Here is a 21,654-nt window from a genome sequence, read left to right as displayed (position 1 = left end):
TATATTACCCTGCTATTGCTTTTTCAACTCTAAACCGAGTTCGTCTAATTGTTCCTGCTCTATCGGAGTCGGCGAACCATCCATCAAGGAACGCCCTCCGGTAGTCTTTGGAAAAGCTATGACATCCCTTATTGATGGGCTGTCGGTCATCAGCGCGATAATCCTGTCGAGACCGGGTGCTATGCCGCCATGAGGAGGCGCGCCGTATCGAAGCGCTTTTAAAAGGAAACCGAACATTTTTTCCGCCCGTTCTTTTGATAATCCCAGTATCTTTAAAACTTTTTCCTGAACTTCAGAACGATGTATCCTTATCCCGCCGGATGCCAGTTCGGAACCATTGCAGACAAGGTCATACTGGTTGGCATAGATTTTCGACCAAGGATGACTTTCATTATCTAAGGGAAGGTCGGAATTGAAACCTTCGTCGAGCTTATCCATATCCTCCTCAACCGGTGAGGTTACAATATTATGCATAGCATCAAACCGTTTTAAATCGGCGTTGTATTCGAATAATGGGAATCTATAAACCCAGAGGAATTGCCACAAGCTTTTATCTATAAGATTGTATTCCTTGCCTATATAAAGCCGCAGAGTGCCCAAGCAGTTTAGGGCTGTTATTTTTCGGTCGGCGACTATCAATACCAAATCGCCGTCAGAGGCTCTCATTTTATTTTTAATCCGCTCAAGGCTGCCATCTTTAAGGAATTTCAAGATAGGCGATTTTGGTCCTTCCGGTTTGAAAGCTATATGCGCTAAACCTTTCCCGCCCGATTTTTTAATTACGTCTTGAAGTTCATCAAGTTTTTTCCTTGATAACCCGGCGCCATCTTTAAATACCAGCCCGCCAACATAACCGCCATCGGCAACGGTATTTTCAAATACGCCAAACCCGCAGTTTGCCATCTCTGATGATAATTCTGTTATCTCCATGTCAAAACGCATATCAGGCTTATCGGAACCATATTTTGCCATTACCTCATCGAATGTAAATCTTGGAAAAGGAGTATCAAGTTCGATATTGAGAATGGTTTTATACAGATGAGCCATCATGCCCTCGGCAATCTTGAAAATATCGTCGATTGAAACAAAGGTCATTTCTATATCTATCTGGGTATGTTCCGGCTGACGGTCGGCTCTTAAGTCTTCATCGCGAAGGCATCGAGCTATCTGAAAATAGCGGTCGAAACCCGAAACCATCAATATCTGCTTAAACAACTGGGGCGATTGAGGTAAAGCATAGAAACACCCTTTATGTTCGCGGGATGGCACCACATAATCTCTCGCTCCTTCCGGAGTAGACCTAATCAATAAAGGCGTTTCAATTTCGATAAAATCAAGGCTGTCGAGATATTTTCTAACCTCCAATACAGCTTTATGTCTTAGAATCAATTTATCTTGCAAGATTGGCCGCCTTAAATCCAGATAGCGATATTCAAGGCGAAGTTCTTCCGAGGCATCCACCTCGTTCTCAACTAAGAATGGAGGCGTTTCAGATTTGCTTAGTATTATTAATTTCGCTGCCGAAATTTCAATATCACCGGTGGCGAGTTTTGTATTGCGGGCGTTCTCAGGGCGCTCTTGAACATCTCCTTCAACCCGGATTACAAACTCGTAGCGAAGTTTTTTAGCTGATTCCACTAACTCGGATGAACATGTCTGGGGATTAAATGTTATCTGAGTTATGCCCCAGCGGTCGCGAAGGTCTATAAAAATAACTCCGCCGAGGTTGCGCCAGCCGGCAACCCAACCGCAAAGTTGGACAGATTTTTCGGTATCGTTTTTGTTTAGCGAGCCGCAATTGTGAGTGCGATATCCTGTTGTTAAAGAATCCATCAGCGCCTTTCTGTCATGTCTTAATCAAGTGATTCCAAATTACTTATGTATTGAACTGTTTTATCTTTCATTATCGGATTTTATTATTTCAAATATAAATATATAACCGGATAATCCGATTTTTAGAATTATCGACTTATTTGGGTCAATATTAATCTATCGCTTTTCTCGGATTATTCATTAACATCGATTTTTAGGCTATTCCTTTCTTTAATAAAAATATAAGCAGTTGCCAGACCAACCGCAAGCCCAAAAATATCAGCCAGCCAATCATATAAATTACCGTCCCGGCCGGGTACATATAATTGATGAAATTCATCGCTTAACGCATAAAAAGCCCCGATTGAAAAAACTATGGTTATAAACATCAGAGATTTAGCAATTTTATTCCATTTATAAGCCGAACGCCAAAGTAAAATGCCAAAGATAAAATACTCCATAAAATGTATGAATTTATCCATGAAATCGAAATCCGGTATTTCTGATGGTAACGTGGAAATAGATGAGCCGATAAAAATCAACACGGCATATATTATTATTGGCAGGTGATATTTTATTAATACCATTTGGTTCAATATAGGGAATATTTTATATATTTCAAGCAATTTAACTCGGTTTTTTTTAGGGATTGAGTATAGCCATTATAACCCTAATTATTCATAAAAGTTTATTTTGTTATTAGAAATTAGCTTTTAATCTCATGGACAATAATATGATAGAAACAATATCGGGAACCTATTAAGAATCAAAGAAGGTTTTTATGCTGTCGGAAGTTACTCTGTGCTGTTGCGGAAGTTACTTCCAACAGTACAGCAGGTCAAGTCCCAAGCGGCCTTGACCTACATCTACTTTTTATTTATTTATTTTTCCAACATAGGCTAAAACATAATTTTCCGCATCAAGATACGCCTTAGCCGCCTGTTGAACATCATCGATATTAATTTTATCAAGACGCTTTCTACAGCCGTCATCGTGGTCATAACCAACATTTACGAATTCATAATAAGCCATATAGTATGCCTGATTGATGCAGCTCATGTTCCGCATCAACATGGAACCCCAAAGCGAATTGCGCGCTTTATCAAGTTCAGCCTGTTCGACTGGTTCATTTTTCAGCTTTTCTATTTCGGCTAAGATGCCATTTTTAGCGACTGTAAAGTTTTTATAGCCTGTGCCTATCGCGCATGTGTACCAGCCGAAATTTTCAAGAAACCGTCCGCCGGCGCCGACTGAATATGCCAATCCCTGTTTTTCGCGAAGGTTTAATTTCAGTCTTGTTGAAAGTATTTCTAATGTTAGCTTTAAAGCCGGCACACTGTCGGATTTCAATCCCGGAACTATATTGCCTATGTAAATATAAATCTGCTCTTTATCCATCGGCTCTTTAATCTCGACAATGCCCTTAGCTTTGACCGCATCCGGCAGGTTAATATTTTCGCCGTCGGAGGCTGTCATATTCCCGAATCGAATTTTTACCCAGTCCATTACATTGCGGGGATTGATATTTGAAACAACCGTTAAAATCAGGTTATCGGGTGCATAGTATTTCTGGTGATACTGTGCCAAATCCTCGCTTGTGATGCTCATTAAATTCCGTCTGCCGCCAAGCACTTTATTCGACAGCGGATGATTTTCAAACAGCTTGGAGTAATACAGATTGCGACAAACCTTGTAAGTTGAACCGGATTCCATTCCCATTATACCCATAACCCTATTCTTGGTTTTACTCAATTCAGTCGGTGAAAAGGCAGGTTCGGTTACTATTTCATGCAGAATATCCAATCCCTTTTCGGCATACTCATCAATTGTCTCAAACCTGATAAAGCTGAAAGCTCGCCAGGTATAGCGGTCATCGTAGGGCATATACGGCGAGTCGTTGGTTTTAAGGCGTGCGCCGATATCATCCAAAGCGGCTTGAACTTCCTCGGCGTTTTTCGCTTTCGTTCCCTTAACGAGCATGCGGTTGACCAAATCGGTAATTCCAGCCTTATCGGGTTCTTCCATAGCCGCGCGATTTTTCCCAAGGATATCAACAGCAAAGATGCGAGAATCAGGGTTGTATTTGATTATCACGGTTAACCCATTTGGCAGTACTTCTCGAGTATATTTATTGGATATATTGTCGGCACAGCTTAGTGATAATATCAAAGCGATTGTTAGAGTAATAATTAGGATACGCATTATTTTCCCTCCCCTGATAATGGAACTACAGCCATTGCCAGATATTTATTTGCGCCGAAATATTTCTCGGCCGCTTTCTGCAAATCGGATGGTTTTTGCCGGCTTAATTTTTCAACATATGTTTCAATATAGTCATAGCCAAAATTCACCAACATCGGCGCCTGCATAACACCATAATAATGCAGCTTTTCCTCAAGGTAAATCGCATCGGTTTTATTCTTAACCACTATCCTGTTTAATTTCTTCTCATCAAATGGATGATTTCCTAATGAGGTTAAAAATTCGTTGGTCATTTTAGCGATATGCTCAATTTTATCAGGAAAGTTAGTAGTGATTGAAAAATGAAGCAGGGAGTAATCGCTATTTGATTCAAGATAGAAATTCATATCATTGATTAAAGACTCATCCTCGTCGGTTAAGACTTTATATAATGGCGAACCCTCGCCCGAATCAAGTATCTGAGCCAGCATATCGATACTGTAATAATCGGCATCGGTATACATCGGCGCCGGAAATACCATATGTAGAGAGGCTGTTTCCACCGGCAGTTTTCGATAATGGATTTTTTTGTCATATGGCGGATTAACTTCGAATTTCCTGATATTGGGAAGTTCGCCGGCTGGATAAGCGCCGTAATATTTTTCTACTAACTTAGCGAATTGATCGATTTCGAAATCGCCGATGAACAAAGCAATCATGTTGTTCGGCAAATAGTGTTCCTTGTAATATGCCAGCACCTTTTCCCTTGGTATTGTCGAGATAATATTTTTAGGACCCAGCACAGTTTGAGCATACGGCGAACCATGATAGATGAGCGAATCGAAAAACATCTCTTTCTGGTTTTCGGGATCGTCATAATTCATGTTGATTTCTTCCGAGACTATCTTGCGTTCCTTGGGAAATTCTTCCTCCGGCAAAGTCGAGTTGAATATCTGTTCGGCTTGCGTTTCAAGAGCATATTCGGCATAGATAGAGGGAATCACAAACAGGTAGCCGGTAAGGTCTTTTCTTGTAAATGCATTGATATAGCCGCCATGGTTTTTGAAGCCTTCGTTTAGTTCAATCCGGCTGAGATTTTTAGTGCCGTTGAACAATAAATGTTCGAGGAAATGAGTAAACCCGTTATTTGTCTTATCCTCAAATTTGCTTCCCGCTCTCACACAAACAATCGATGATACCATCGATGTCGAATGATTCTCTTTTAGAATGACTTTCATGCCATTGCCAAGAGTCATCTGCCGTGTTTCGCCGGCTGTCAACAATGATGATGTAATGATAAATAGAAACAGGGCAATAAGAGCTTTTTTCATAGTTTCTCCTTTTTCCTTTCGGTTTTTTGTTAGCAACGATAAGAATATTTCAGTTCCATTGTCAAGATAATAAAGGAGTTTTCTGGGGATCGAATTTTATCTTATTAACAAAACAACACATCACTCGGGCTGTCAAACGGTGCTTGACCGCCTTAGTAATTTTAAAAACAAACTGGCGCATCAGGATGTACACCAGCCACATAAAACTGACGCACGAATCAAAACTTAATAGCCTCGACTTTCCAGTCGGGACGGGTTTTGTCAACAGTCTGAGGGCGTATCCGTCTGATGCGGACGCCCCTACGCGCTGATGTATATAAAATTAAGCTTATTGAAAAAAATCAACTACAAAATCCGGGTTTAGTTGTAAACAGGGTGTTCAACCTGCAATTCATTCTTTTGTGTTAAAACTTCATACACTATTTCTTTTAAAGCTTCCAATTGGTAGGGTTTTTTTATGAAGCCATCTAATTCCATATCTGCAAAATGCTTTTTTATATTATATTCATTATAGCCGCTTGAGATAATAATTCGAGCCTTGCTTTTAATTTTGCGAATTTCATTGAATACTTCCTCGCCGCTCATGTAAGGCATTGTCATATCAAGCAATACCAAAACAATTTCCTCAGTATTTTGGCGGAAAATCTTAATAGCATTTTGTCCATCATTTGCTGTAATCACCTTAAAACCAATGAGTTCCAACATATCCTTGGCAACAGAACAAATATCCTCTTCATCATCGATTACAAGGATACTGCCCCCAATTTGCCAATCCTTAAAATTGTGTTTTTTCTCAACTATTTTGTTAACAGGGCTATTTGAACATGGGAAAAGCACTCTAAAAGTTGTACCTTTTCCAATCTCGCTTTTAATATCAAGCGTTCCGCCATGTCCTTTTACAATTCCAAGTACAGCAGCTAATCCTAATCCTCGACCGGTGAATTTAGTTGAAAAGAATGGATCGAATATTTTGGATATTTTCTCTTTGTCTATTCCACATCCGTTATCAGATACTTCAAGAAAAACATAAGCACCTTCAAGCAATTCTTTACCTAAGAACGTTTTATTTAGATAAGCGCTATTATATTCCTTACAGCCGGTACTTATTGTGATAACGCCGCCCTTATCACCCAAGGCTTCCGATGCATTTGTAATCAGATTCATGGCTACCTGGCTGATTTGAGTAGCATCACCTTTAACAGGTGGAAGATTATCAGCAAAACTGCATTTAAGAATACTTTTCTTTGAAATTGAGATTTTAAGCAGCTGCGCCATTTCTTCTATGACCTGATTGAGATTAAGCGATTGGATAGTTGTTTGACATTTGCCCGAATAGGTTAGCATTTGATCACATAGACCAGCCGCGCGCTTTGCCGCTGTTTTGATGTTTATTATATTTTTATGAATAGGCGAATCAAGCTGAAGTTTATTTAAAACAAGGTCTGCATTGCCGAGCACTCCCATCAGTATGTTGTTGAAATCGTGAGCGATGCCTCCTGCCAAAACACCAAGGCTTTCCAGTTTTTGTACATGCTGCATTTGCTCCATCATCAACCGGCGTTCCTCTTCGGCTTTCTTGCGCTTCGTTATATCTCTGTATATTATAATGAAATATAAAGGTTTGCCGTTAGAATCACGGGTAACATTAGCTGAAATCTCTCCATGAAATTCCCTGCCATCTATAGCTAAAATCATGTATTCTTCATATCTTAAATAATTTTGTTTAGTGAGCTTTTTTATACTCTCCATTATTCTTTGTTTGTCTTTGTTGGATATTAAATCTATAATGTTCTTTCCGGTTAGTTTATCTTTAGAAGAAATACCATTAATATCTAATGCTGTTTGGTTGCAATCACATATCTTTGCATTTATATCAGTAACTAAAATAGCGTAAGGTGAATTTTCAAAGAGAGAACGCATCTTCTCCTCATTTTTACGAAGTTCTTTTTCCATCTGTCTTTCTTTTGTAACAATTCTTGCACAGCCCACTGTTCCTATAATTTTTCCATTCTCATCATTAAAGAGCGCTTTATAGACATCAAGGTATAGAAACTTACTTTTTACATTACCGGATTCATCAAACCTCATCGGTTTCTTGGTTGTTAAAACTGTCAGGTCTGATTCAACACATTTCTTCCCAAAAGAAAGGTAGTCAGGGATTTCCGGATGAGATTTCATCATCCTCTCGGCAAAGTATGTATCTGTTTTACCTATAGGTTCATCGGTATTTTTTGCATCGAGCAGTATTTCTGAACAGGCTTTATTCACAAAAAGAAATTTGCCTTCTATATCTTTAGTCCATATAAGATCCGGTAGATTGTCACTCATTAATCTGAGCATGGAATGCAGACGCTTGTGCTTGCTCTCGCTCTCGCGTAGGTCTTCCTCCACCCGCTTTTGCTCGGTAACATCGATATTGTATCCCTGATAATGTTGGAAATTGCCGTTCTCATCATATATAGGAACCGCATGACTGTGAAACAGTCTGTATTCGCTATTGGTATTTTTTATTCGGAAATGGTCATCATATATGCCCTTACTATTCCAGGCTTTAAGCCATGATTTAACAGTTTCATCCACATCATCAGGGTGAATAACCTCAGTCCATCTTTTAATAGTCCGCGGTAAATCCGGGTCCTGTCCGGTATAGCGGTACCATTCTTTACTTTGGTAGAGATACTGCACTCCATCAAAAGACCAGACATGTATAATGGTATTGTCGAGAACAGCTCGAAGCTGTGCCTCTTGTTTCCTCAAAGCCTCTTTGCTTTCATGTTTTTTGCGTAAGAATTTTGATACCAATACTCCGCCTGTTAAACAAGCGAGAATAAAAGCAATTCTTATATAGAATATATACAGGGGAATATTCAAGGCAAGCAAATCAAAAAAAGTATTCTCAGGATGAAATATCAGACAGCCGAGAAAGCTGTCAATAATCCAAAAGAGAACGCCAAATAATAGCGAAGCGCTTATAACATAACCTGTATTCGCATGGTTGCCTTTTTTCTCCAATATAAAGAATCTTCTTATAAATCTAAAATTTAATAAAACATCAGCAAGCAGTAAAATTATATATCCTATTACAAACTGCTTTACAGCCACAAAGACGGAAAACTGCAGCGGGATTGTATTAGACGCACTCGAAGCCCAACTCCAGGATGGCGGATTAAATGTAATAGCCCATCTGGCCAGCGTTAATAAACTTATAGTGCTTAATATCCTGAATGGAATCTCGACAGCATAAGCGCTTAACCACCATTTATGGTTTTTTCGCTTATTACGTAATTCAGCACATAAACCATGCCAAACAACCCACAATGTAAAGGGGGGGACAACCAAAAATACGGCGTAGCCATTACTGGGACCCCATAGCCACCATATTGATTGACAACCGCCGGCCAAGGCTGATAATAAACCATATTTCCAACCCCAAGTGCGGGCTATAAGCATCGGAAACAACAATCCAATTAAAACAGTTGCCGTATAGGGGGGGAAAGAAAAACTAATACTATATAAGTTTATAACAAATCCTAATAATCCAAAGATAATCGAAACCGTGATTTTATAGGTTGTCAGGTTTCTGGCAATCAATCCGGAAAGCGATGTTTTAGTTGAAGCTTCCATAATTATTATTTCACTATATCTATATCTATAGAGCGACAATTAATAATTTTCAGATTATCAATTAGTCTGCAGCTATCACAGCCGATATCTTCTAAATATCTAAGCATCTCGAATTTCAATCGATACTTTAATATTGCTTGCTTATATATTATTTATCGTCTTTATTTAGACTACTTTAATAAGATATGTTATTGTGTTTCCTGAATTTTGCAGTTTAAATTGTATTTAATGTTAAGAATTTTAATACCTATTTACAATATTGAAATTAGTCAATTTACTAATGGATATCAATACTTGTATATATTAATAATAATAGTAGGTTTGTAGATGCCGTCTTTCAAGTCAATCCGCCTAAGGCGGACTTGTGGTCTTGACTATTGAGAAAACAGAGGCTTTTGAGTTGGCAAAAAGCTGGCGCACGAGGACGTACGCCAGCCATATCACCAGATATATAAAAAATCGCCGCCGGTCGATTATCCGGCGGCGATAATCTTTGCTTATCCTCTATCTTTGATATATTGCAAAATCGCTTCCCATTGTGCCGCACCATCCAAGCTGACCTCTTTCATCACCACCTCAGCCTTGCCGCTGCCGGGATATATCCCCTTGGAGAAGGCAAACAGCGAATGCTTGCGTCCCATATCGGAGGTTACCCAGCGGTAAAGCGTGGGCATGGTGAAACCGGTTATGCCTATCGCCTCATGTTTCCTCTCATCCGGCAATATAGCCTGCTGTTTATCCTCGGGAAGCATCGAGAACAGCTCGGCGCTGGATATATAATAGATGTTCATATTGTAGCCGCCCTCATCAAGGCGAGGCAGTACATAGGTAATAAAATCGTTAGTTATAGCGCTGCCCTGCAATATAATCGTACCGTGATACGGTTTTGTATTCGGATCAGCTTTTCGGAATTGGCATACGCCGTCAATAGAGGCGGTTGCCGGCGGAAGTTTAAACTTAGCGCGGTCAATTATCGTTTCATTGGGACGGGTAACAAACGGAGCTAAAACCGCCGGACGCTTTTTGAGTCCCTCGACCACCAATGGCCATAATTCTTGCGGGTCCCATGGCACTAATGTAATCGTTTTGCCAAGCGGAAAATTTTCCTGCAGAAGCTGAAGCGCCTGCGGGTCGGCATGAGTAGGACCATCCTCGCCCGTTTTCAAACCGGCATGACCGCAGATCATGATAAATGTTTTAAATAAATCACCGCAGAAAGCATAACGCGCCTGCTGGCTGATACAATGAATGCGGGCGGCGATATGTTCGAGCGCGGCAATAAAGGCGGCATAGGAAGCAGTAACGCCAATATTATAACCAAACGATGACAGACCGGTCATCAAGGCGCCTAAGGCATCCTCGCAGATACCGCCTACTGCAACCATTCTTGCTTCGGGGTTATCGATGAAATTATAAAAGCCTTTGGGAAAATCAGCGTTGAGTTTGTCAACGGATGTTGAACCGAGTAAATCAGCGGCTCCGCCCATGAAAGCGCCGTTGGTTTTTTTATTGAGATAGCCGAGCGTCTTGCCCAATTCTCCGCGAAGGGTGGTGCTTGTACCGGGTTCTAACGTCAATTCGGCGGGAATTTTCTGCGAATCGATATTGCTATCGCTATAAAGTATACTCAAATCGGGGCAGTTAGCGCGCGATTTACGGTTTAATTTATTCAGGCGTTCTTTGCTGGCGGATATTTTACCGGCGACATATCCGGTCATATCTTTGTCAGACTCGGCGGCTTTGCGTAAAACTATAAGCGAATCATAGTAAAGCTGTTCAAGCTCTGCCGGTGTCTTTTGATTTTCCAGGCGCGGCAGTTTAGTATTAAAACTTTGCTCAAATTCTTCTATTGATTTATAGTATCCATCCGAACAAAACTTATGACCGCCGCCATGAGATTTTCTGCCCTCAATGCCGTATTTCCAGCCTTTAACAGTTTTATACACAATAGCAGTTGGCTGGTTGTTTATACCCTCTTTAGCGATTTGCTGCGCCTTGATAACCATGCTGAAATCAAAACCATCCGGCACCCATATAACGTTCCAGTCGTGAAGATAAAACAATTCGCTGGGATTCCATTGGACATAGTCGCCCCGATTACTGCCGTCACGGCAAACCCGGTTTGAATCGATTGAAGCCTGGTTCCAGTCGATGTGCATAATCAGATTGTTCATCTGGGCAGTTGCCGCGGCCGCTAAAGCTTCGGAAACTCGCCCGGGTGTCATACCGCCCTCGCCTTCTATGATATGCACTTTCGGAGCATCTTTGCCGAATCTATCAAGCGCGCCCAGCGCCAGTCCAAACGAGGAAGGCACACCCACACCAGAGGCTCCCGTAGCAAGCTTCAAAAATGGAGTTAACGGCGTGGGATGACCATCAAGAGGCTTGGCATTATACTTTTTAAACAGGGGAGTATCCTGTATCGGGTTCCGGCGAAATCCAAGCATATCCTCGAGACGAAGTTGTTTTTTCGGCTCGGGTAAAAGTTCCGGTTTGCTGATTTTCACCATCTCGTTGCGCGATGCCCACATCGAATAAAGACCGAGAGCTTTATGTCCGGCGGCATAGCTGATTAAATCGGCATCGGGACGATCCGGATCGCCGATATCATAATCCATTGTCTCGATAATAGCGGCGGCAACCATATGGCCGGAGGAAATACTTCCCCCCGGATGTCCGCTTGAGGCGAAATTGAAAAGCATCGAACATAATGTGCGATACCAGATATCAAATTTGTTTAATGCCAGTAATGTCTCATTGCCAACTACATCTGGTTGATCGGGATAATCTGTGATATCAATATAGATGCCTCTTCTATCCCCCAGATTCAGCTTTTTACCGCTGATTTTATCAAAAACCATTATTCCTCCACGTTAAGTTTAATTTAATATATTGAGGTTAAATTATAAATTTTAGCCTATGAGTCAAGCACCATTTTTCACAAGTGTAGTAATACATAAACCAAGATTTTACACTAGAACTACAAATAATTTAAAAATTATGCGGAATTACGTTGAACATTTAGTGTTAAGAACACACCCCTGTCCCTTCTCAAGAGAGAAATATACAGATAAGAGGTACGCCGCCCCTGTAAGGGGCACACGAGGACGTGTGCCGCCCATATAAACGGCTATATAAAATTCCAACTGTGAAATCCGGTTTTAAAATGATATTTTCAAATCATTAAAATGGACAACCGATCACCTTTTAGTAAATATCACTCAATTTATACAATTATATATATCCAAACAATGCGGACTATTAATAAGATATTAACCGCAATCCGTATATGATAAGATGGTATGATTCAATAACATATAATTACTAAATTTCTATTTACTGTTTTAAGCACTAAATTGAAAGACAGTCGTAACATATAGTCTATAAATATGTTATAATATTTGACAATTATATTAATCGGCGGCTTTATTCCTAAAAAACACTTTTTCCCTGTAACGTATTGCCAATCTGCAGATTGTAAAAATGTTTATTTTTTTATGGAAAAACGCTTGACAGAAATTCAGATTGAAAATAATATAGTAACCCTTTCAGTAGGGATGGGTCGGTTAATGTTTAGCTGATTAAAGATAGTTGCGGTGTCGGTATTTAAACAACGATGTTTTAATGGTTGTTATTGAGGTGTTGGTGGTATGCAAGCAAAGAATGTAGAAAGTGCCGAAGTAATTCTTGAGAGTATTACGCCGAATGCCGAGAATTTAATCGAGAGAGCCTGTCGAACCTGTTATCTATCTTTCCATAGGTACGATCCGCCAAAATCAACCGAGGAATTGCTTAAAAAGGTTATCCGTAAAAGACATCACTCGGTGCTTGAACATGCCAGCGCCACTTTTAGAATTAAAGGCGGTTCGAGGGTTTTTACTCATGAACTGGTACGTCACCGTCTGATGTCGCCATCTCAGGAAAGCCAGCGTTATGTTTGTTATGCCGACAAACCCAAGCGAAAAAAGACAAAGGATTTCGAGTTTGTAGCCCCGCCCTGTTTTGTTGGCGAGGGGTATGATTTTACCGATGAATATAACAGACAGGTCGAGCAGTGCTATAATTTATATGAAAAGATGCTCGATGCAGGTATTCCGCCGGAGGATGCCAGATATATTCTCCCTAATGCCACCACTTCTGAAATAGTGATAAGCTCCAATTTCAGGGAGCTGCGGCACTTTTTCTGGGTTAGAACCAACCCGAGAGCGCACTGGGAGATTAGAAAAGTCGCTATTGATATGCTTAAGATTATGAAAAAAGAAGCGCCGATAGTATTCTGGGATTTTACTATTGATGAAAAAAATATGTCAGCAGCCGGTGAAATTGAAACCTAATTGGATTAATATAGTGTTATTATATAAAGTGAGGAATTATGAATATTAAGGCTACCGGAATAAAACCGCAATTATCAGAAAATGCGCAAACGGTGCTCCGCCGCCGTTATTTGGCAAAAGATAATAAGGGGCGCGTTATCGAGACACCGGAACAGATGTTTATGCGGGTTGCCGCCACTATAGCTGAACCCGATCTTGATTTTGGGGCATCGATTAAAGAAGCAGAAAAAACTGCGGTTGATTTTTATAATGTAATGGCAGAACTGGAATTTATGCCCAACTCGCCCACTCTTATGAATGCCGGCCGACCGCTAGGGCAATTATCAGCTTGCTTTGTGATACCTATCGAGGATTCGATGGAATCGATTTTCGATGCGGTAAAATCTGCGGCTCTAATTCATAAATCCGGCGGCGGTACAGGATTCTCATTTTCAAGGCTCAGACCCACTAATTCAGTAGTTGCCTCCACTTCAGGAGTCGCCTCAGGTCCAATATCATTTATGAAAGTGATTAATGCCGCCACTGAAGCTGTTAAGCAGGGCGGCACAAGGCGCGGCGCCAATATGGGTATCCTGCGAATCGACCATCCTGATATTCTAGAATTTATCACCTGTAAGGATGATCTTAGCGAGTTAACTAATTTCAATATTTCCGTAGGTATAACCGATGTTTTTATGGATGCCGTTAAGAAAAATAAAACTTATCCGCTTATTGATCCTCAAACAAACGAACAGTTCATTCGTGATGAGCAGCCGCAATCGCTTGATGCCAAAAAAGTGTTTGATACTATTGTTGAGCATGCTCACAGCACCGGCGAGCCGGGTATTGTTTTTCTCGATAAAATAAACAAACTCGAAAATACAACCAAGGTAGGATTAATTGAGGCAACCAATCCTTGCGGTGAACAGCCGCTTTTACCCTATGAAAGCTGCAACCTTGGTTCGCTCAATCTATCCAAGATGATAAAAACCACTGTCGGGGTTTCGCCGGATACCGACCTTTTCCGCTGTGAAATAGACTGGGAGAAATTAAGAAGGGTTACGCATTTAAGCACGCATTTCCTTGATAATGTGATTGAGGCTAACAATTATCCGCTTGAAGAAATCAATTCCAATACGAAAGCCAATCGTCGCATCGGCTTAGGAATAATGGGCTGGGCAGACCTTCTGATTATGCTCGACATTCCTTATAATTCCGAGGAGGCGTTAAGTCTGGCTGAAAAGGTTATGGGTTTTATTCAAACCGAGGCCGACTTGGCATCGCAAGAATTGGCTAAAATTAGAGGAAATTTTCCGAACTGGGAAAAATCCAAATTTTTCGACCAGACAACCGGGCAGGGCAAGCCGCGGCGCAATTCAACTGTAACCACAATTGCCCCGACCGGTACTATCTCGATAATTTCCGCTTGTTCATCCGGTATCGAACCTGTATTCGCTATCGCTTATGAGCGGAATGTGATGGACAACACGAAAATGGTCGAAGTTAGCCCCTATTTCAAGCAAAAAGCCAAACAGTTAGGATTTTATTCCGAGGAGCTAATAGAAAAGATAGCTAATAAAAATTCAATTGCCGATATTCCGAATATTCCGGATAATGTTAAAAAGATTTTTGTTACCAGCCATGATGTATCTCCCGAATGGCATATCAGGATGCAGGATGCTTTCCAGAAATATGCCGAAAACGCCGTTTCCAAAACCATCAATTTGTCTAACGAAGCCACTAAGGATGATGTTAAAAAAGCGTATGAGCTTGCCTATAGCTTATCATGCAAAGGCGTTACTGTTTATCGCGACGGCTGCCGGCCATTCCAGGTGCTTTCGACTAAGAAGAGCAAGAAAAAAGGAAGCTTTGATGAATCGTTAGAAAAAATTATCAAAGATAGACCGGAGACGCTTCACGGCATAACCGAAAAAATAAAGACCGGTTTCGGTAATCTATATGTTACTATCAACACCCATGAGGGCATACCGTTTGAGGTCTTTGCCCAGATAGGCAAGTCCGGGCATGATACAATGGCTGACACCGAAGCTGTCTGCCGTCTGATTTCGCTCTCACTGCGTTCGGGCGTGCCAGTTGAAAAGATTATCGACCAGCTTCGCGGTATCGGCGGGGATACCCAGGTATTCGGCAATGGCGGCTTGGTCAGGTCGATGCCTGATGCGCTGGCGAAAATCCTGCAGAAGCATTTCGGCAATGGCAAAACACCGAAAAGAGATAAGGATCTGGGAACTGAAATATGTCCTGATTGTTCAAGCAAATTAGTGCATGAATCGGGCTGTATAACCTGCCCCAATTGCGGCTATTCGAAATGTAAGTAGATAATAGCATAAGGGAAAACTTTTTGCCGGGCGGTCTTGAGGAGGGACGCCCGGTTTTATTTTTCTATAATCAATCAACCGTCCCGACAAAACAATTTAATTCGCTAATCATCGCAGCCGGGCCAATCCGACGGCATCTGCTCGGGAATAGCTTCATTATGAAGCCAGTCCGGGATGTATTCGGGACACCATCGAATATCGCTTATGCCCTTAAAATAGTTAACCAGTCGAGTAACATCGCTGCCGATAACCTGGCAATCGCCGTTAACATCACCGGCGACATAGAAGCTGTCAATAAGGCAAGGTTCTGCTTTATCGAGAATACATCTTGCTAAATATATCAAATCGCTGCCGATAACCCGCGGCGGCCACAAACTGAGAGCCATATTTGCATCCCCCGGCATATATTGATAATTTGTATCCGGCGGCAATCCCCGAATATAAGGTCCGGCGAAAGTCTCATCGCCTTCAAATATCATGCAGCCGTTTTCATGAGAGCATATAGGAAAATCTGCCATAGACTGGTCATAAGCCTGTTTTACAGTCCACCCGCGCGAGATATACGAAAACAAAGAATCCTGCCAGTCTAATGAATAGGTCCAACATGTGCTGCAATAAAATTCACTCATATCACAATAGCCTACGGTTGCGGTATTTATATGCGAACCTTTCCTGAAAGCATGCGAAAGCGTATGCTCATCGGTATAGCACATGCCATAACAGCTGGCTATAAAAACGAATGGTATTTTCTCATAATCGGTTATCCATGCGGCGATGCTGTCAGCGTAGGTAATCTCAAAAGCAGTGTCGCCGACACAGCCGCTTAAAAAGTAGGTGCTGGGTGAATGACCGCTATGAGCAATTTCGTAAAACATTCCCACACTGTTATCTTGAATTTGGTCTTTTAGCTCTGCTTGAGTAGGCCAAGTATTAAACTCGCAAGGATAACCTATTTGATTGAACCAAGTCTTGGCATTATAAGACCAGAGATACCATAAATTACTGCAGGGTTGGTCATATTGAGGTCCCGACATCGAAAAAGCGGCGGGCGGCGGGATGCCATAGCCAAGCAAGTCGCCCGTTACGGCGTCTATAATAACCACGTTCATTTGCTTCCCCTCAATAGTATTTACTACCCAGCATGGATTTTCGGGTGTCGGTTCGATAGGGAAGACATCCGATTCGGGAGATATGATATACAGATTGGAAAATTGCGTTTCACCGCCGGCAATGGTTTCCGCTTGATGCTGACTGATATTTATATCAATACTTTCCGGCAAATCATCCCGCCAATTGCCTTTTTTATAGCGAAGTGTTTTAGTTTCTTTATCAAATTGATACACTACTTGGTCTTTTTCGACAATAGCTTCACCTATTGTCCTTTGATTCCAGATAACTATCATATCGTTGATTTCTGTCATCTCGAAAGCGCTGTAGTCGGTTTCATATTGGCTAAGCAGATTTTCAATTTCGTTAGCTGCTGCCGTACTGCCAACAAGAATTAATGCTGATAATATTGAAATAAAAAAAAGCCGCATAGTTTACCTTTTAATATTTTTAGAGTTCATGTTATATTGGTTTACAAATACCTTAATTCACTAAAACCCTTAATTTTATTTATTGAATTTGCTTATGTTTATCTTACACTGTAATATATATATAATACTTGCTGGCATGTCAATATCTGTTAATTAAGGAATTTTCCCAATTTTCAATATCTCAAATTCCATCCATTTTGACTGATGAACTTTTCAATTATATAGTTTCTATCGGAATTTTCAAAAATAATCTTGTGCTAAATATCAGGAATTTCCCCGAAAATTCCGGTAAAATTGTTTTAATTCAATTCATGTCAACGAATTAACATTTTCAAAAAGTGGAAATAGCGATTTTGGAAAATCGGGGGAATTTTTTAACGATTTCAAGCAGGTCGGGTTCTGACCGGAGGGAAAAACCCGACAATTTGACTTTGATATGCTATTTACTAAGGGAAAGATACTTATATAACTACGAAAGGTGTCGGGTTTCTTGTTCGTCCGCCTAAGGCGGAGAACCTGACCTACGATTGTATAAAAAATACGGGGAAACTCCTGCTAAATATAGCTTGACCTGAAATTATATCATGATATATTGTGATTGTAAGGCTGATCATGATTGTTGGCCTATTATCAAAGCTTCAAAATGATGGCGAGCTTGAAAAGTAAAAAGATGTTTTTTAATATGTTAATCCGGAACAGTTCAATATATCTTCTTAGTTTAAATCAACATAGAATTTGTTCTCGATAACTAAATACTGACAAAGGTTATGTTATTAGTTGAAGAATCAAATAACGTCTTATTATAATGTAAATTTTTAGATAAATGATTAATAAATTAACCATGTAAATTACAGAAGGATAAGAAATGAATAGAAAATACGGAACATCATTCGTTTTTGTCGTTTTCTTAATTGTGGGGGTTATTTTTACTCAACCGGCTTATTCTCAACCGCAAAACGTTAATTCAGGGAACGTTTATAAAGTTCCGATTACGGTTGAATTTTCTGAAGCTGACCTGATTTTCGATAAAATTGAAGGCTATGATATCGTGCATCTGTTTGATGGCGATAAAAATGTTAAACTCGGAAACCCCCTGCTTCCATCAAAACTTGTAAAAGTTGCCTTGCCCGAGGGGATGATTGCTGTAAACGTTGTTGTTGATAAGGCAGAATCTCAAAAAATTGATGGCGAATATAATATCTATCCCTCCCAACCAGCAAGGGAAATAAGTTCCAACTATGATAGAGATATTGAATTTGTAGAGCCAAACAGCGCCATTTATTCATCAGATAAGCCGTATCCAACAAAATTGGCTGAGCTTATTTATCAAACCGATCTGGCTGGTCAGTCTATGGCTGTAATAATGATTAATCCGCTTCAATATATTCCCGCTGAGAAAAGTTTAGTATTTCATACTGAAATATCTTTTACAATTCAGGGTGATTTCGGTAATGTTTGCAGTCATTATTTGCCGGCAGCAGTGTCTGAATTCAATAAGCGTGAATATGAAAGCATGGTTAAAGGTATGGTAATTAATCCTGAGGATGCAAAGGTAATAACCTCAGAATATACGCCATTTCAAATCGCTTTGGACCCGGGCAATTATGATTATGTTATAATCACTATCAGCAGTTTTGTCAGTGCTTTTCAATCATTGGCTGATTGGAAAACCAAGAAGGGAATACCGGCAAAAATTGTAACTACAACTTGGATTTACGGCGAATATTCCGGAAGCAATGTTGAGAAAATACGCGCCTTCATTATGGATGCCCATTCAACTTGGGGAACTGTCTATTTCCTTCTGGGAGGCGATACAGGTCAGATTCCATATCATATTAAGTCAGTTAATGGTGAGAATGTTCCTAATGATACATACTATTCCGACTATGACGGCAATTGGACCTGCAATGTTCATGTCGGCAGAGCTTCGGTAATCTCCTCCGGCGCCGTTACCACTTTTAAGAATAAAGTCTTAACTTATGAAAAGAATCCGCCCTTAACAAGTTATTGTGAAAAAATAGGTTTGTATGCTTTTGATCTTGACGACTACACCTTTTCTGAAATACTAAAAAGAAAACTCTATACTTCTCCATATAATTATATTCCATCCGGTTGGGCAATTGATACGGTTTATGACAGTCAGAGCACCAATCATAGAACTGCTGTAATCAATTCGATTAACAGCGGCCAGAACCTGATAAATCACAGCGACCATTCATATACATATTATATGGGTACCGGCAGTCATAATCACGGCTGGGGACTCAACACCGGCGATGTTGACGCTTTCAGTAATGGCAGCAGACAAAGCATCTTATATTCGTTAGGCTGCTGGGCTTGTTCCTATGACTATAGCAGCTGCATAGCTGAACACTTCGTCCGCGATTCGAATGGCGGCTGTGTTGCTTTTATCGGCAATTCGCGGTCAGGGTTGTATTATCAGGGAGACTATAATACGCTTTCGATGTTGTATGACCGCTATTTCTTCCGGTCTCTGTTAAGTCAAGGGCAATATAAACTGGGAAATGCTTTCTCCGATCATAAAAACGATGGACCGACGAGTTATGGCGCAGAACAGCAAATATTTACCGAGCTTACTCTTCTGGGCGACCCCGAGATGCCTGTTTGGACAGATACTCCGGTTAACCTTATAGTATCCCATCCCGATACAATACCGCTTGGTTCTAATCCGTTTACGGTGCATGTTCAAAGTTTTGGCGGCGCAAATATCTATTTAGGCTATGTATGTTTGATGAAAGGCGACGAGGTATATCTAACCGGCTCGACCGATATCAACGGCGATGTAACTTTTTATCCGGCGCCCACGACTCTTGGGACAATGTATGTTACGGCTACCAAGAATAACTATCTGCCATCCGAAACAGAAGCTGTTGTTGATGAATTCTATGGCGCAATCAGCGGCATTGTAAAAAATCAGCTGTATGAACCAATTGAGGGAGTATATGCATATTCTTCCAGCCCATCTATTGAGGATACTACTGATGCAACAGGTATGTATACTCTTTACGGATTTGATTCGGGTTCATATAGTGTTACTTATTCCCATCCTGGCTACCAAGACACTACTATCACCGGAATTTCGGTTATCGAGGGCGATACTACAAGGGTTCATGTTACTCTAAATAGCCTGCCGTATGATGCTGGTGTAAGCGAGATATTCAGCCCGACAGACTCCATGATTATGGATATGCCGATATTGATTAGATGCGAAGTAAATAATTATGGGTCGGAGACGCAGTCTTTCGGCGTTATTTTCGAGGCGCGTATTCTTGGCTCGTCAGCCATAGAATTTGCTGATACGGTTTCACTATCAAATGTTCCTGGTTATGCCACTGATACAGTATCCGGTTTTGATACATTTTATCCATCTGTTGATACTATATACAATCTCAAAGCCTATACAAATCTGTCAGCAGATATGAATTATGCAAATGATACCACTTTAAAATCGAGCGATTGTTTTCAGGGAGCGGCTATCTGGTACGGCAATTTGGATGGTTCGCCGCTTACTGCAAATGTCAATAGCAGATTAAACATTGATGTTTGGATGTTGGCTGCCGGGGAAGTATATATTGGCGATATGCTCCTATGTCTTGGCGCAGAAAACACTTGTTTCGACAGCCTTCTAAGCCAAACAGAGGGTCAATTATACTATCCGTTAACGGAATGGGACGCGGCGGAATTTCTGTCACCAGATGGTTCGCCGCCAAATCCAGCCGGATGGTCAAATCAGGCATTTATGGGATTTGCCAGACTTAGCTCCGAATCTGATGCTCCATGGCTTCACCAAGAAACTGCCAGTAAGATAATGACATTCACATTTAAAACTGTTGATGATGATAGCCTTATCGGACAAACAGTGGCTTGTCTGGGAATGGGAATTAATTCCCCTCAGGGAGAAACAAATATTGGCGATACGCTGGGATGGTATGGCTTCCCTTATGTTGAATATTTCAGTTCGGTAACTTTCATTGATCCTTTTGGCTATTGCGATTACTTGCCCGGCGATGTTAATGGCGATGACATTGTTATTGGCAGCGATGTAACTTACGCAGTCAATTATTTCCGCGGGACAGGCAATCCGCCTCCTGATAGCTGCTGGAATACATCGAATGAATCATGGTTGTATTCGGCTGCGGATGTTAATGGCGATTGCTTATTTATGGGTTCTGATGTTGTATATTTTGTTCAATATTTCAGAGGTGTAAATCCTCCGCCAACCTATTGCCCCGAAACGCCGCCAACGCCGTCTGCTTTATTTAACGATGATATTTCGGTTTTTCCGGACGGTTCGATAAAATGATTAGTAAATAATCATGAATATCTAAGGGGCGTTCGGCAGCTGCCGGACGCCCCTACACGTTATGTTTATATATAAACACACTACTGTCCGGCCTTTTGCAGAACATTATAATCAACGTCACTCCCGTGAAAACGGGAGTCCAGAGATTGGTCATGCCGATACCTCCTGCCTGCCGGCGCCCGCCTGTCTGCG

Annotated in this window: 10 protein-coding genes; 3 read left to right on the top strand and 7 right to left on the bottom strand. The window is 40.9% G+C overall.

Annotated features, from left to right (window positions below; genetic code table 11):
* Positions 1-12 precede the first annotated feature (12 nt).
* The 6 genes from aspS to J7K40_14825 all read right to left on the bottom strand — a co-directional run bounded on the left by aspS (position 13) and on the right by J7K40_14825 (position 11,809).
* Positions 13-1,833, bottom strand: coding sequence for an aspartate--tRNA ligase (gene aspS / locus J7K40_14850; protein ID MCD6163678.1), 1,821 nt, complete (start codon positions 1,831-1,833; stop codon positions 13-15).
* A gap of 173 nt (positions 1,834-2,006) precedes the next feature.
* The gene (locus J7K40_14845) at positions 2,007-2,399 is read right to left on the bottom strand and encodes a VanZ family protein (protein MCD6163677.1); all 393 of its coding nucleotides are present in this window, start codon (positions 2,397-2,399) and stop codon (positions 2,007-2,009) included.
* Positions 2,400-2,685: 286 nt separating this feature from the next.
* The gene (locus tag J7K40_14840; protein ID MCD6163676.1) at positions 2,686-4,014 is read right to left on the bottom strand and encodes an insulinase family protein; all 1,329 of its coding nucleotides are present in this window, start codon (positions 4,012-4,014) and stop codon (positions 2,686-2,688) included.
* A complete protein-coding gene (locus J7K40_14835) occupies positions 4,014-5,324 on the bottom strand; it encodes an insulinase family protein (GenBank protein ID MCD6163675.1) in 1,311 nt (436 codons plus the stop codon). Before J7K40_14835 ends, J7K40_14840 begins: the two co-directional genes overlap by 1 nt.
* Positions 5,325-5,684: 360 nt before the next feature.
* Positions 5,685-8,948, bottom strand: a complete 3,264-nt coding sequence (locus J7K40_14830) for a PAS domain S-box protein (GenBank protein MCD6163674.1) — start codon at positions 8,946-8,948, stop codon at positions 5,685-5,687.
* A gap of 497 nt (positions 8,949-9,445) precedes the next feature.
* A complete protein-coding gene (locus tag J7K40_14825; GenBank protein MCD6163673.1) occupies positions 9,446-11,809 on the bottom strand; it encodes a hypothetical protein in 2,364 nt (787 codons plus the stop codon).
* Positions 11,810-12,598: 789 nt separating this feature from the next.
* On the opposite strand from J7K40_14825, the gene thyX reads away from it, so the two are divergent.
* Together thyX and J7K40_14815 are read left to right on the top strand one after the other, a co-directional pair.
* Complete coding sequence (gene thyX / locus J7K40_14820) at positions 12,599-13,282, top strand: FAD-dependent thymidylate synthase (GenBank protein MCD6163672.1); 684 nt, start codon at positions 12,599-12,601, stop codon at positions 13,280-13,282.
* 38 nt (positions 13,283-13,320) lie between these two features.
* Positions 13,321-15,600: a vitamin B12-dependent ribonucleotide reductase gene (locus J7K40_14815; GenBank protein ID MCD6163671.1), complete on the top strand. Its 2,280-nt coding sequence runs from the start codon at positions 13,321-13,323 to the stop codon at positions 15,598-15,600.
* 104 nt (positions 15,601-15,704) lie between these two features.
* Here the strand turns inward: J7K40_14815 and J7K40_14810 are convergent, their stop codons facing one another.
* Positions 15,705-17,138 carry a hypothetical protein gene (locus J7K40_14810; protein ID MCD6163670.1) on the bottom strand — a complete coding sequence of 478 codons (1,434 nt, stop codon included), beginning with the start codon at positions 17,136-17,138 and terminating at the stop codon, positions 15,705-15,707.
* Between the two features lie 865 nt (positions 17,139-18,003).
* On the opposite strand from J7K40_14810, the gene J7K40_14805 reads away from it, so the two are divergent.
* Complete coding sequence (locus J7K40_14805) at positions 18,004-21,462, top strand: carboxypeptidase regulatory-like domain-containing protein (protein MCD6163669.1); 3,459 nt, start codon at positions 18,004-18,006, stop codon at positions 21,460-21,462.
* Positions 21,463-21,654: the final 192 nt, after the last annotated feature.

The sequence above is a fragment of the Candidatus Zixiibacteriota bacterium genome (genome assembly GCA_021159005.1).
GTDB lineage: Bacteria > Zixibacteria > MSB-5A5 > UBA10806 > 4484-95 > JAGGSN01.
Note: the sequence above shows the minus strand (reverse complement) of the source record. Positions and strands in the feature narration are given on the sequence as shown.

Coding starts and splice junctions, on each gene's coding strand:
- aspS (MCD6163678.1), bottom strand. CDS start 1,833: ATGGATTCTTTAACAACAGGATATCGCACTCACAATTGCGGCTCGCTA.
- J7K40_14845 (MCD6163677.1), bottom strand. CDS start 2,399: ATGGTATTAATAAAATATCACCTGCCAATAATAATATATGCCGTGTTG.
- J7K40_14840 (MCD6163676.1), bottom strand. CDS start 4,014: ATGCGTATCCTAATTATTACTCTAACAATCGCTTTGATATTATCACTA.
- J7K40_14835 (MCD6163675.1), bottom strand. CDS start 5,324: ATGAAAAAAGCTCTTATTGCCCTGTTTCTATTTATCATTACATCATCA.
- J7K40_14830 (MCD6163674.1), bottom strand. CDS start 8,948: ATGGAAGCTTCAACTAAAACATCGCTTTCCGGATTGATTGCCAGAAAC.
- J7K40_14825 (MCD6163673.1), bottom strand. CDS start 11,809: ATGGTTTTTGATAAAATCAGCGGTAAAAAGCTGAATCTGGGGGATAGA.
- thyX (MCD6163672.1), top strand. CDS start 12,599: ATGCAAGCAAAGAATGTAGAAAGTGCCGAAGTAATTCTTGAGAGTATT.
- J7K40_14815 (MCD6163671.1), top strand. CDS start 13,321: ATGAATATTAAGGCTACCGGAATAAAACCGCAATTATCAGAAAATGCG.
- J7K40_14810 (MCD6163670.1), bottom strand. CDS start 17,138: ATGCGGCTTTTTTTTATTTCAATATTATCAGCATTAATTCTTGTTGGC.
- J7K40_14805 (MCD6163669.1), top strand. CDS start 18,004: ATGAATAGAAAATACGGAACATCATTCGTTTTTGTCGTTTTCTTAATT.